Here is a 12,429-nt window from a genome sequence, read left to right as displayed (position 1 = left end):
CCGACTCAGATAAACATCCCGCGAGCCTCTTCCATTTCGATCAGCCATCGCTCGTTGAGCGGGTCGATGCCCAGGCGCCTGACCGCCGACAAACTGCTCAGGGGGATTTGCCCAAGCGGGTGATCGGTGCCCTGATAGCAATGCAGGGTGGCAATCTGTACCAGGTCGACATAGTCGACCTTTTCGGACTGGCGGCTGAAGTCCAGGTACTGGCCAGGCAGTTTTGCCAACTGTTCGGGGAACTCCCAGACCGCGAGCAGCTTTTCGCCGATCAGCGGGTGGATGCTCTCGATCACATGGTCGAGGCACAGTGGATCGGACAGCAGCTCGTAGTGATCCTCGGCATAGGTGAGAATCGGCAGGACGCCAATTTGATGCACCAACCCACCCAGTGCGGCCTGGTCGGCTTTCAGGTAGTGGTGATGGCGGCACAGGGCGTAGCAGATTCCGGCTATTTCCTGGCTTTTACGCCAGACTTCGCGCATTTTTCGCTCGACCACCTCGGAGCGTGCGTGAAAAATCTGCTCCATCACCAGGCCGATTGCCAGGTTGCTGCTGTAGTTGATCCCCAGGCGCGTGATGGCCGTGTGCAGCTCGTTGACTTCCTGGGCGGCACGCAGCAACGGACTGTTGACCACTTTGATCAGGCGTGCCGAGAGCGCGGTGTCGCCACCGATCACTTTGCTTAGGGTGCCGACGCTTATCTCCGGGTTTTCAGCGGCCTGGCGAATCTTCAGGGCAACCTCGGGGAGCGTTGGCAGGACCAGGTCATCGTGCTCGATGGCCTTCAGCAAATCCTGTTGGACCTTTTCCGCCAGCTTGTTCATGTCATTTCTCTAGGGTGTTGCACTTAACGCTGGATTTCGCGATCACGGTCCAGTGGGTACGGCAGGTCCAGCAGCGTCAGCGCCGGGCCCGATAGCTCCCCAAGGTGGAGACGGCCATCTTCGGCGGCCTCGGCCTGGAGTACCGCCAGCAGCTCGACGCCTTGTTCGGCGTGCGCGGCGAGCACGACTTCACCGATGGCACTGGCATGCGTGGGGGAGAACAGCGGGGTGCCCGGTTCCGGCAACGTGAGGGTGTCCAGGGCCAGGCGATAGAGGCGGCGCTTGAGCTTGCCCAGGTACTGCATGCGCGCGACGATTTCCTGGCCGGTATAGCAGCCCTTCTTGAAGCTCACGCCACCTACGGCCTGGAGGTTGAGCATTTGCGGAATGAACAGCTCGCGGGTCTGGGCCATGACCTGGCCGATCCCGGCGCGGACCTGGCCGAGCAGCCACGCATTGAGATCACTCTCCCGGGCCAGGCTCGCCAGTTGGCTGCGCAGGCGCTCGGTTTCACTGGCCGGGGCCCAGAGTTCGGCCCGCTGGGCCGAGACGCGAATGGCGATTAGCGAGTCGGCACGGACCACACTGTCGACCGCTTCGGGCAGCTCGAGGCCAAGGCTGGTCAGTGCGGCGTCGGCATGGCCAAGGCCGAAGCGGACCCAGGCGGCGCTTTCGTCGGTGAGCTTGGATTTGGAGAACACGGCATATTTTTTCAGGTCGGCCAACTGCGGTTCCAGCAGTTCGCGGGCCATGGCCAAGAGGCAGCCGTCGCCTTCAAGCAGGATCCGGAAGCTCGACTGCATCCGGCCTTTTTGCGTGCAGCGGGCACCGAGGCTGGCCTGGGTGTCACTGAGGTAATTGAGGTTGCAGGTCAATTGGCCCTGAAGGAACTTGCTCGCGTCAGAGCCACGTACGGCCAGAATGCCCTCGTGGGACAAGATGCAAAAGAAAGCGGAATCGGCCATGGGTCATCGCAGGTAATAAGGACTGGGGCACATCATAGTGGGGCGCCCCGCAAATGGGTAGTTCGCCGAGGATCGGGAGGGCCCGACCAAAGCCGACTGTTCTGTGCCGAAACGGGCTGTATACTTGCACTCTATTTGAGGAGCGCTCCATGGTCGAAGATGTTGAACTGAACCGCCTCTACTGGCACAGCCGCCGTGGCATGCTTGAGCTAGACGTGTTGCTGGTGCCATTTGTCAAAGAGGTCTATCCGCATTTGAATGCCCAGGACCGTGAAGGCTACCGCAAGCTGCTCGAGTGCGAAGATCAGGACATGTTTGGCTGGTTTATGGAGCGCAGCGAGTCGCCGGATCCCGAGCTGCAACGCATGGTTCGCATGATCTTGGACCGTGTCCAGCCCAAGTAAGGTTTTCGAATGCCGCTGGCACGCCTCGCGGCTATTGCTGGCGGCTTACCTTGGTGCCCAGTCATGCGCGCTGATTGCCCTCTGCTTTATCGATGTATCCCCTTGGTTCAGCCTGGCGGGCATGTTGCTGTGCCTGGGGCATGGCGCCTGGGTATTGCCGCGCCAGATTTGCCTCAGCCATCCTACGGCCATCACCGGTCTGCGCCGCAATGACGAGGGCTGGCAATTGTGGAGCGCGGCCCGTGGCTGGCAGGTCGCGCAGTTGTATCGCGACAGCCTGGCCTTGCCACTGATCGTGGTCCTGCGGTTTCGCTTGAGCGGTGAGCGCCGCATACGGGGTATCTGCGTACCCCGTGATGCGATGGAGCAAGACCAGCACCGCTGCTTGCGCGTGCGCCTGAAATTCAGTCGGCGTAGGTGGGCGGTACCAGGATAGTGTCGCGGGCCTCGGGCAACTGCTCGGGGTAGTCGAGGGTGTAGTGCAGCCCGCGGCTTTCCTTGCGTTGCATGGCCGAGAGAATCATCAGTTCGGCGACCTGGGCCAGGTTGCGCAGCTCCAGCAGATCGCGGCTGACCTTGTAATTACTGTAGAACTCATCGATCTCGTCGAGCAGCAGGCGCACGCGGTGCTGGGCCCGTTGCAGGCGTTTGTTGGTGCGCACAATGCCGACGTAGTCCCACATGAAGCGCCGCAGTTCGTCCCAGTTGTGCGCGATGATCACATCTTCATCCGAGTCGGTGACCTGGCTGGCGTCCCAGCTTGGCAGGGCATCGGGAATGGCGATCTGGGGCAGTTGCTCAAGAATGTCGCTGGCCGCTGAGCGGGCGTAGACAAAACACTCCAGCAGCGAGTTGCTGGCCATGCGATTGGCGCCGTGCAGGCCGGTGAAGCTGGTCTCGCCAATGGCATACAGCCCCGGGACATCGGTGCGCCCATGTTGGTCGACCATCACGCCGCCGCAAGTGTAATGCGCGGCGGGCACCACCGGGATCGGCTGGCGGGTGATATCGATCGAAAACTCCAGGCAACGTTCGTAGACCGTTGGGAAATGGCTTTTGATAAACGCTTCGGGCTTGTGGCTGATATCCAGGTAGACGCAGTCAATCCCCAGGCGCTTCATCTCGTGGTCGATGGCGCGGGCCACGATATCGCGTGGCGCCAGCTCGCCCCGTGGATCGAAGCGCTGCATGAAGCGCTCGCCGTTGGGCAGCTTGAGATGGGCACCTTCACCGCGCAGGGCTTCGGTCACCAGGAAGCTCTTGGCTTGCGGGTGGTACAGGCAGGTGGGATGGAACTGGTTGAACTCCAGGTTCGCCACCCGACAGCCCGAGCGCCAGGCCATGGCGATACCGTCACCGCAAGCGCCGTCGGGATTGCTGGTATAGAGGTAGACCTTGGCTGCACCGCCCGAGGCGAGGATTGTGAAGCGGGCACCGAAGGTGTCGACTTCGCCACTGCCGCGATTGAGGACGTAGGCGCCCAGGCAGCGGTCGCCGTCCAGCCCGAGGCGGCGTTCGGTTATCAGGTCGACGGCAACGCGCTGTTCCAGCAACTCGATGTTGGGTCGCAGCTTGGCCTGGGCCAGCAGGGTCTTGAAGATCGCAGCCCCGGTAGCGTCGGCCGCGTGGATGATGCGCCGGTGGCTGTGGCCGCCTTCACGCGTCAGGTGGAACTCGAAACCGTTGTCTTCAGTGCCCGTGTGATCGTCGCGGGTGAAGGGGACGCCCTGGTCGATCAGCCACTGGATGGCTTCGCGGCTGTGCTCGACGGTGAAGCGCACGGCGTCTTCGTGGCACAGGCCGCCGCCGGCGTTGAGGGTGTCTTCGACATGGGACTGGACGGTGTCGGTGTCGTCGAGGACCGCGGCGACGCCGCCCTGGGCCCAGAATGTCGAGCCATTGGCGAGGTCGCCCTTGCTCAGGACTGCGATGCGCAGATGGCTGGGCAGGGTCAACGCAAGGCTCAAGCCTGCGGCACCACTGCCAATCACTAGCACATCGTGTTGAAAATGTTGGCTCATCTCAGAAGTCCGCATAAAAGCGCCCTCTAGTATATAGAGGGGGGGATCGGCACAATAGCCGGGCCTTCGTGGCATTGTGAAACTACAGCGGCCTGGGAGTTTGCCCCAGTCTTGAGTGGTGTGCATGTCGATTTTCAGCCGCAAGTGCTGATTTTTTCGATTGTATTGACGTCCTGGCTATCTTCTCTGGTGCAGGATGCGCAATGTCAGGCGCTCGAAGCTGGAGCTTGGGAACTTTTCATCAAGCCTCAGGTTCCATAGTGGGCTGCCTCTACGAAGGGGAACAGCGTTGGCTCTACAGGGGCTTTTTGCTTTGGCCCCGGTGGTGGACTCAACGACAAGATTATTCACGCAGCCGACGATGTTCGAGCTGCGTTTTTCGTGCGTGCTGGATCAGAGGCCGCAGGAAACTTGCTTGGAGGGGGAGAACTTTTGCACAAGGCCCGAGTCTATGTTTGCAAGCCTGATCGAGCAGTACCGCAAACCTCCTCCAGGTTCAACGAGGAGTGTTCATGCTAACCCAGGAAGAGGATCAGCAGCTGGTCGAGCGCGTACAGCGCGGTGACAAGCGAGCGTTTGATCTGCTGGTGCTGAAGTATCAGCACAAAATTCTCGGGTTGATCGTGCGTTTCGTGCACGACACCCATGAAGCCCAGGATGTTGCACAAGAGGCTTTTATCAAGGCCTACCGTGCACTTGGCAATTTTCGCGGCGACAGTGCGTTTTATACGTGGCTGTACCGTATCGCCATTAATACGGCGAAAAACTATCTGGTGTCTCGCGGACGGCGGCCACCGGATAGCGATGTAAGTTCTGAAGATGCTGAGTTCTACGATGGCGATCATGGCCTCAAGGATCTTGAGTCGCCGGAGCGTGCATTGCTCCGGGATGAGATCGAAGGCACTGTCCATCGAACTATCCAGCAATTGCCTGAAGATTTGCGTACCGCTTTAACTTTACGTGAGTTCGATGGTCTGAGTTACGAAGACATTGCGAGCGTCATGCAATGTCCGGTAGGCACCGTGCGCTCCCGGATTTTCCGCGCTCGGGAGGCCATTGATAAAGCCCTGCAACCGTTGTTGCAGGACACTTGAGACAGCGGCGACAGCCAAGAGAGGAACGCCATGAGTCGTGAAGCCCTGCAGGAATCGCTGTCCGCGGTGATGGATAACGAAGCGGACGAACTTGAATTGCGTCGAGTGCTCAATGCATTCGACGATGTTGAAACCCGAGACACCTGGGCGCGCTACCAGATCGCTCGTGCGGCCATGCACAAGGATTTGCTGCTCCCGCGTCTGGATATTGCTTCTGCGGTATCCGCAGCGCTGGCCGAAGAAGCCGTTCCGGCCAAGGTCAGCCGTGGTCCTTGGCGCAGCCTCGGCCGTCTGGCAGTGGCCGCTTCGGTGACCGTGGCCGTGCTGGCGGGTGTGCGTCTGTACAACCAGGATGAAATTGCGGGTGTCGAGTTGGCACAGCAAACGCCTCAGCCTGCCCTTGCAGCGCCACTGGCCAAAGGCCCAGCGGTGTTGGCCGGTTACAACGAGAGTTCCGATGCCGCAGCGCCCATGAGCAATGGCGTGCTGCAGGGTCAAGCCGGTTGGTCTGATCAGCGTCTGCCAGGCTACCTGCGCCAGCATGCGCAACAAGCTGCACTTAAAGGAGGCGAAAGCGCTCTGCCTTACGCTCGTGCGGCCAGCCTGGAAATCGCTAAGTAAGGAGGATCATGCGCGCTCTACCTCTTCTGTCGTTGCTGCTCGGTGGCTGGATCATGCTTCCAGCCCATGCCGACGAGGCTCAAGACTGGCTTGATCGTCTAGCCCAGGCAGAGCAGCAGCAAAGCTATCAAGGCACCTTCGTTTACGAGCGCAGTGGCAGCTTCTCTACTCACCGTATCTGGCATCGGGTTGATGGTCAGCGTGTGAGTGAGCGGCTGCTTCAACTTGATGGCTCCGCGCAGGAAGTGGTGCGTGTTGATGGGCAGACCCAGTGCGTCAGTGGCAAATTGGCTTCCGGGGTAGGCAGCGGGCAAGGGGCCAATGCGCGTCTTCTGGACGCCAAAAAACTCGGGGCCCTCTATGAGATCTCCGTCGTGGGCCAATCCCGGGTGGCGGACCGTCCGGCGGTGGTCCTGGCGCTGAGCCCGCGAGATCAATATCGCTACGGCTTTGAAATGCACCTCGACAAAGACACCGGGCTCCCGCTCAAGTCGCTTCTGCTCAATGAAAAAGGGCAATTGCTCGAGCGTTTTCAGTTCACTCAAATCGATACCCGTGATGTGCCGACGGACGCGCAGTTGCAGCCCAGTGCCCAATGCAATGCCGTTGCGCAGCAAGTCGTGCCCGACCAGCAGGCAACCCAGAATTGGCGTTCCGAGTGGTTGCCGCCCGGATTCGAGTTGATCAGCAGTACGGTTCATGAAGACGCTGAATCCAACACCCAGGTCCGCAGCTTGATGTATGGCGATGGCCTGGCGCGTTTCTCGGTTTTTCTTGAGCCGCTCAAGGCTCCTGCGGCTGCAGATACTCGCATCCAATTGGGGCCAACCGTGGCCGTCTCCAGGCGTTTGAGTACACCGGAAGGCGAAGTCATGGTCACGGTGGTCGGTGAAATCCCGATGGGGACGGCCGAGCGGATTGCCCTGTCTTTTCGGGCTAATACGACTCAGGCCAAGCAGTGACTCAAGCGGGCTATGCTGGCGGGGCTGGGCGATGTGCGCCGAGCATAATGGCTCTTATGCCTGGCCCAGAGATGCTGCAATGACGCCTGTGCATTTCACCCTGGATCACCCCCTTGTTTCTTCCTTAGGCTACAGTCGACCGACTGTGGCTTTATTTGTTGTTCCCGGACCAAAGATACTGGCCTGTAATCACACATGCCTGTTGGCCCTCATCGATTAACTTTGCTTGTTGTGACGGGAGTCGTAATCGTATGTCGATACCACGTTTAAAGTCTTATCTGTCCATTGTTGCCGCGGTGGTGATGCTGGGCCAGGTCGCGGCCCTTCAGGCTGCGGAACTGCCTGACTTCACTGGCCTGGTCGAGCAAGCCTCGCCTGCGGTGGTGAATATCAGTACGACCCAGAAACTACCGGATCGCAAAGTTTCCAGCCTTGGGCAAATGCCCGACCTGGACGGCTTGCCGCCAGGCCTGCGTGAATTCTTCGAGCGCAGCATTCCGCAGCCGACCCCGCGTGGTGGTCGCCAGCGCGAGGCCCAGTCCCTGGGGTCGGGCTTTATCATTTCGGCGGACGGCTATGTGCTGACCAACAACCATGTGATCGCCGATGCCGATGAGATCATGGTCCGTCTGGCCGACCGCAGTGAAATGAAAGCCACGCTGGTCGGTACCGATCCGCGTTCCGACGTGGCGTTGCTGAAAATCGATGGCAAGAACCTGCCGACCCTCAAGCTTGGCAAGTCCCAGGACCTGAAAGCCGGCCAATGGGTGGTCGCCATCGGTTCTCCCTTCGGTTTCGACCATACCGTGACCCAGGGTATTGTCAGCGCCATTGGCCGCAGCTTGCCTAACGAGAACTATGTGCCTTTTATCCAGACCGACGTGCCGATTAATCCGGGTAACTCCGGTGGCCCGCTGTTCAACCTGGCCGGTGAAGTGGTCGGGATCAACTCACAGATCTACACCCGTTCCGGCGGCTTTATGGGGGTGTCCTTCGCGATTCCGATCGACGTGGCCATGGACGTTTCCAACCAGTTGAAAGCCGGTGGCAAGGTTAGCCGTGGCTGGTTGGGCGTGGTTATCCAAGAGGTCAACAAGGACCTGGCCGAGTCTTTCGGTCTGGACAAACCGGCCGGCGCACTGGTCGCACAGGTTCTGGAAAACGGTCCAGCGGCCAAGGGTGGTTTGCAGGTCGGTGATGTAATCCTGAGCATGAACGGCCAACCGATCGTGATGTCGGCTGACTTGCCGCATTTGGTCGGGGCTCTTAAGGCTGGGGCCAAGGCTGAGCTGGAAGTGGTTCGTGAAGGCAAGCGCAAAACCCTGCAACTGACCGTTGGCGCCATTCCTGAAGAGGGTAAGGAACTTGAGATCGCCAATGGTGCAGGCGCCGAGCGCAGCAGCAACCGTTTGGGCGTTGCCGTAGCCGAGCTGACCGCTGAGCAGAAGAAGAGCCTGGAGCTCGACGGTGGCGTGGTTATCAAGGAAGTCCAGGACGGCCCTGCTGCCCTGATCGGCCTGCAACCTGGTGATGTGATTACGCATCTGAACAACCAGGCAATCACGACGGCCAAGAACTTTACCGAGATCGCCAAGGCACTGCCAAAAAATCGCTCGGTTTCGATGCGTGTTCTGCGCCAGGGGCGCGCCAGCTTCATCACCTTCAAGCTGGCTGAGTAACATTTCGGCGAGTACAGGTGAAAAAAATGCCCGTATTGAAAAATACGGGCTTTTTTTTGGGGCCGATTTACTTGCTCTTTTTCGGGATTCGGACCAATTGCGTGTTGGAGTAAAGGTCGTGCCAGCCGCGCTTTTGCTTATCAATCAGGCACCAGATAAAACCGAGTCCTAGGCAGAGCCAGGATGCGATGGACACCACAAAGCGCAATAGCGCCTGCCACAGGCTGATCGCGCTTCCGTCGGCATTCTGTACGCGCACTCCCCACACCTGCATGCCCAGGGTCTGGCCCGAGTAGGTCCAGAATTTGGCGAAGAAACCGAACAACACAAACAGCATCAGGGTCGAGAACAGTGGGTCGCCGTCCAGAGCGCCGGCATCGGTAAGGGTGCGCATTCGGGCTTCGCCGAGTATCCACAATTGCACCATTTTGTAGATCCCGCCCGTGACGATAAGCAGGGCTGTGCAGAGCAGGAAGTCATAAAACATCGCTGCGAGGCGACGGCCCAGGCCGGCGGGAGGAAACTCGCCTTGGGGGCTCAACAGGTGTTTTGACATGGGAGACTGGCTCTCGGATTAAAAAGAAAGCCATTTTACGGAATTGCGCGCACAAAAAAGCCCCTGATATCAGTATCAGGGGCTTTTTCGTTGCTGGAAGGCTTAGCCTTCAGCTTGTACTTCGTCAGCCTGCATGCCTTTTTGGCCCTGCACGGCGATGAAGGTCACTTTCTGGCCTTCTTTCAGGCTCTTGAAGCCATTGCCCTGAATCGCGCGGAAGTGCACGAACAGATCCGGACCGCTTTCTGGAGTGATAAAACCAAAACCTTTCTCGTCGTTAAACCACTTGACGGTACCGCTCTGACGATCAGCCATTTTCTTATTTCCTTGACGCTAAAAATTAATGACAGTTTCTTTCACATGAAAGAGTACTGGGCTGGGCTGCAGGAAAGTAAGAGACGTCGAACGGGTTGTAGCTAAACTTATGGCTACTGCCCAGGTCACGATTCCAGCGACCCATGCAAACACAGTGACCAAACTCTACGCCAACTACGAGAGAAAAAACAAGCCCCGCGAAACACCGATCTCCCCGGGCAAATGGCCGCAGCCCCGGAAAATGCTGCGCGCCTTATAACACGGGGCTGTTTCGTTGTTTTCGACTGTTATAAGCAAAGTTCGTTTGCGAAAAAATGCACTGTTTTATGGCGGTTGCGTTACAAATAAGTGCACGCTAACGCAACCGCGTTACTTATAGAAACATCCAATCAACCACGATAGTAGCGTTGTGGAACAAAAGGCATTTTGCTTACAAGCATATGCACCTTTTTCCCGCGCACTATTGCCCAGACAGAAGTACCCAATGCTATGTAAGCGTTATCCAGATAGCCCATCGCCAGAGGCCCACCGAGGGACGGTCCAAAGCCACCGCTGCAAACAGTACCGATGACCTGGCCTTGCTCATCGACAATTTCGGCGCCCTCGCGCACGGGGGTTCGTTCTTGCGGCAGCAGCCCCACGCGTTTGCGGCTGACCCCATCGCGTTGCTGGGTAAATATCCTGTCGGCGCCGGGGAAGCCACCTGCACGCGCGCCTTCGAGCCGGCGAGGTTTGGAGATGGCCCAGAGCAATCCGGCTTCGATGGGGGTGGTCTGCTCGTTCATGTCATGGCCATAAAGGCACAGGCCGGCCTCAAGGCGCAGCGAGTCCCTGGCACCCAGGCCAATGGCCTGGACCGAAGGATGGGCCAGCAGCCGACGGGCCAGGGCCTCGGCTTCGTGAGCGGGCACGGAAATTTCAAAGCCATCTTCGCCGGTGTAGCCCGAGCGGCTGACATAGCAGTCGACCCCCAACAGCGGCACGCGGGCGAATTGCATGAAGGTCATGTCCGCCACCTGTGGTGCCAGTTCGCTTAGCACCGTGACCGCCGCCGGCCCCTGCAGAGCGAGCAAGGCGCGCTCAGCGAACAGCGGCTGCACCTCGCACCGGCCGTCCAGGTGTTGGCGCAGGTGTGCCAGGTCCTGTTCCTTGCAAGCGGCGTTGACCACCAGAAACAACTCGTCACCGCCCAGGTTGGCGACCATCAGGTCATCCAGGATGCCGCCTTGTTCGTTGGTGAACATCGCATAGCGTTGCATGCCTGCGGGCAGGTCGATGATGTCCACTGGCACCAAGGCTTCCAGGGCTTGGGCGGCGTCTTTGCCGCGCAGGACAATCTGGCCCATGTGCGAGACATCGAAGAGCCCGGCGTGCTCGCGGGTGTGCAGGTGTTCCTTCAGCACGCCCAGCGGGTACTGCACCGGCATGTCATAGCCGGCAAAGGGCACCATGCGAGCACCCAGTTCCAGGTGCAGGGCGTGCAGCGGGGTGTGCAGCAAGTGTTCGGTGGACATGTTCAGCTCCTGAAAAATAACGTCTGGCGAGCACTGCAGGGTCTCAGCACTCGATAATGTTGACGGCCAAACCGCCCCGGGCGGTTTCCTTGTATTTGCTTTTCATGTCGGCGCCGGTCTGGCGCATGGTGCGGATCACCTTGTCGAGCGAGACAAAGTGCTGGCCGTCGCCGCGCAGGGCCATGCGCACGGCATTGATGGCCTTGACCGAGCCCATGGCGTTGCGTTCGATGCACGGCACCTGAACCAGCCCGCCAATGGGGTCGCAGGTCAGGCCGAGGTTGTGTTCCATACCGATTTCGGCGGCGTTCTCCACCTGCTGGACGGTGCCGCCCAGCACTTCGCACAAGGCGCCGGCGGCCATGGAGCAGGCCACGCCGACCTCACCCTGGCAACCGACCTCGGCACCGGAAATCGAGGCGTTTTCCTTGTAGAGGATGCCAATGGCGGCAGCGGTCAGCAGAAAACGCACCACGCCGTCCTCGCTGGCACCGGGGATAAAGCGCATGTAGTAATGCAGCACCGCCGGGATAATCCCCGCCGCGCCATTGGTGGGGGCCGTGACGACGCGCCCGCCATTGGCGTTTTCTTCGTTGACGGCCAGGGCATACAGATTGACCCAGTCGAGTACCGATAAGGCATCGCGCAGCGCGGCTTCCGGGTGCTGGCACAGCTGGCGGTGCAGGGCGGCCGCGCGGCGTTTGACCTTGAGTCCGCCCGGCAGGATGCCTTCATTGCGGCAGCCCGCCGCCACGCAGTCCTGCATCACCTGCCAGATCTTCAGCAAGCCGCTGCGGGTTTCGGCTTCCGGGCGCCAGGCGCTCTCGTTAGTCAACATGACCTGGCTGATCGACAGGCCATAGGTGCTGCAATGCCCCAGCAGGGCCTTGGCGGTGGTGAAGGGGAAGGTCAGCGCGGTGCTGTCCTCGACAATCCGGTCGGCGCCGGCGGCATCCTGGTCGACGACAAACCCACCGCCCACCGAGTAGTACTCGCGGCTGCGAACCTGCAGGCCGGCGGCGTCGAATGCACGAAAGATCATGCCGTTGGGATGATAGGCCAGCGGTTTACGGATCATTGCCAGGTGCAGTTTTTCATCGAAGGCAATGGGATGCTCGCCCAGCAGGTTCAACTGGCCGCTGCTGCGGATCTGTTGGAGACGGGCACCGACGGTTTCGGTGTCGACGCTGTCCGGTTGTTCGCCCTCGAGACCGAGCAGCACCGCCTTGTCGCTGCCGTGGCCTTTACCGGTGGCGCCCAGTGAACCGTACAGCTCGACCTTGACGCAGCTCGTCGCCGCCAGCAGCTGCTCGCGACGCAGGCCTTCGACAAAGCGTGCCGCGGCGCGCATGGGCCCGACGGTATGTGAACTGGAGGGGCCGATACCGATCTTGAACAGGTCGAACACGCTGAGTGCCATGCTGGTTCTCCGGTTTCTTGTTCTATTGAGTGGCACACGCTTGGGGCGCAG

13 protein-coding genes are annotated in these 12,429 nt (G+C 59.9%); 6 read left to right on the top strand and 7 right to left on the bottom strand.

Translation table 11 applies throughout. The features are described 5' to 3' along the window. Window positions 1-5: 5 nt before the first annotated feature. Window positions 6-827 (bottom strand): HDOD domain-containing protein, encoded by an 822-nt coding sequence (locus tag NPS46_RS03190; RefSeq protein ID WP_274104937.1) that lies wholly within the window; start codon window positions 825-827, stop codon window positions 6-8. Between the two features lie 23 nt (window positions 828-850). Continuing rightward, window positions 851-1,792, bottom strand: coding sequence for a YgfZ/GcvT domain-containing protein (locus NPS46_RS03185; protein WP_274104936.1), 942 nt, complete (start codon window positions 1,790-1,792; stop codon window positions 851-853). A 149-nt stretch (window positions 1,793-1,941) separates the two neighbouring features. On the opposite strand from NPS46_RS03185, the gene NPS46_RS03180 reads away from it, so the two are divergent. Together NPS46_RS03180 and NPS46_RS03175 are read left to right on the top strand one after the other, a co-directional pair. Further along, complete coding sequence (locus NPS46_RS03180) at window positions 1,942-2,196, top strand: succinate dehydrogenase assembly factor 2 (protein WP_274104935.1); 255 nt, start codon at window positions 1,942-1,944, stop codon at window positions 2,194-2,196. Next, entirely contained in the window at window positions 2,180-2,632 is a 453-nt protein-coding gene (locus NPS46_RS03175) for a protein YgfX (RefSeq protein ID WP_274104934.1), read from the top strand. Before NPS46_RS03180 ends, NPS46_RS03175 begins: the two co-directional genes overlap by 17 nt. Here the strand turns inward: NPS46_RS03175 and nadB are convergent. Continuing rightward, window positions 2,601-4,217, bottom strand: coding sequence for an L-aspartate oxidase (gene nadB / locus NPS46_RS03170; RefSeq protein ID WP_274104933.1), 1,617 nt, complete (start codon window positions 4,215-4,217; stop codon window positions 2,601-2,603). The genes NPS46_RS03175 and nadB overlap by 32 nt on opposite strands. A 512-nt stretch (window positions 4,218-4,729) precedes the next feature. On the opposite strand from nadB, the gene rpoE reads away from it, so the two are divergent. The 4 genes from rpoE (at window position 4,730) to NPS46_RS03150 (ending at window position 8,573) form a co-directional block, all read left to right on the top strand. Further along, window positions 4,730-5,311, top strand: coding sequence for an RNA polymerase sigma factor RpoE (gene rpoE / locus NPS46_RS03165; RefSeq protein WP_274104932.1), 582 nt, complete (start codon window positions 4,730-4,732; stop codon window positions 5,309-5,311). Window positions 5,312-5,341: 30 nt separating this feature from the next. Further along, window positions 5,342-5,932 carry a sigma-E factor negative regulatory protein gene (locus NPS46_RS03160; RefSeq protein WP_274104931.1) on the top strand — a complete coding sequence of 197 codons (591 nt, stop codon included), beginning with the start codon at window positions 5,342-5,344 and terminating at the stop codon, window positions 5,930-5,932. Between the two features lie 8 nt (window positions 5,933-5,940). After that, window positions 5,941-6,894, top strand: a complete 954-nt coding sequence (locus tag NPS46_RS03155; RefSeq protein ID WP_274104930.1) for a MucB/RseB C-terminal domain-containing protein — start codon at window positions 5,941-5,943, stop codon at window positions 6,892-6,894. 302 nt (window positions 6,895-7,196) lie between these two features. Continuing rightward, window positions 7,197-8,573, top strand: a complete 1,377-nt coding sequence (locus NPS46_RS03150; RefSeq protein WP_425312693.1) for a DegQ family serine endoprotease — start codon at window positions 7,197-7,199, stop codon at window positions 8,571-8,573. Window positions 8,574-8,640: 67 nt separating this feature from the next. Here the strand turns inward: NPS46_RS03150 and NPS46_RS03145 are convergent, their stop codons facing one another. From NPS46_RS03145 to NPS46_RS03130, 4 genes are all read right to left on the bottom strand, one after another. Beyond that, complete coding sequence (locus tag NPS46_RS03145) at window positions 8,641-9,129, bottom strand: RDD family protein (RefSeq protein WP_274104928.1); 489 nt, start codon at window positions 9,127-9,129, stop codon at window positions 8,641-8,643. Between the two features lie 102 nt (window positions 9,130-9,231). Continuing rightward, entirely contained in the window at window positions 9,232-9,444 is a 213-nt protein-coding gene (locus tag NPS46_RS03140) for a cold-shock protein (RefSeq protein WP_003220045.1), read from the bottom strand. Between the two features lie 389 nt (window positions 9,445-9,833). Beyond that, window positions 9,834-10,958 (bottom strand): glycine cleavage system aminomethyltransferase GcvT, encoded by a 1,125-nt coding sequence (gene gcvT / locus NPS46_RS03135; protein WP_274104927.1) that lies wholly within the window; start codon window positions 10,956-10,958, stop codon window positions 9,834-9,836. A gap of 43 nt (window positions 10,959-11,001) precedes the next feature. Continuing rightward, window positions 11,002-12,378, bottom strand: coding sequence for an L-serine ammonia-lyase (locus tag NPS46_RS03130; RefSeq protein ID WP_274104926.1), 1,377 nt, complete (start codon window positions 12,376-12,378; stop codon window positions 11,002-11,004). Window positions 12,379-12,429: the final 51 nt, after the last annotated feature.

The sequence above is a fragment of the Pseudomonas putida genome (assembly GCF_028682395.1).
In the GTDB taxonomy this organism is placed as follows: domain Bacteria; phylum Pseudomonadota; class Gammaproteobacteria; order Pseudomonadales; family Pseudomonadaceae; genus Aquipseudomonas; species Aquipseudomonas putida_AB.
Note: the sequence above shows the minus strand (reverse complement) of the source record. Positions and strands in the feature narration are given on the sequence as shown.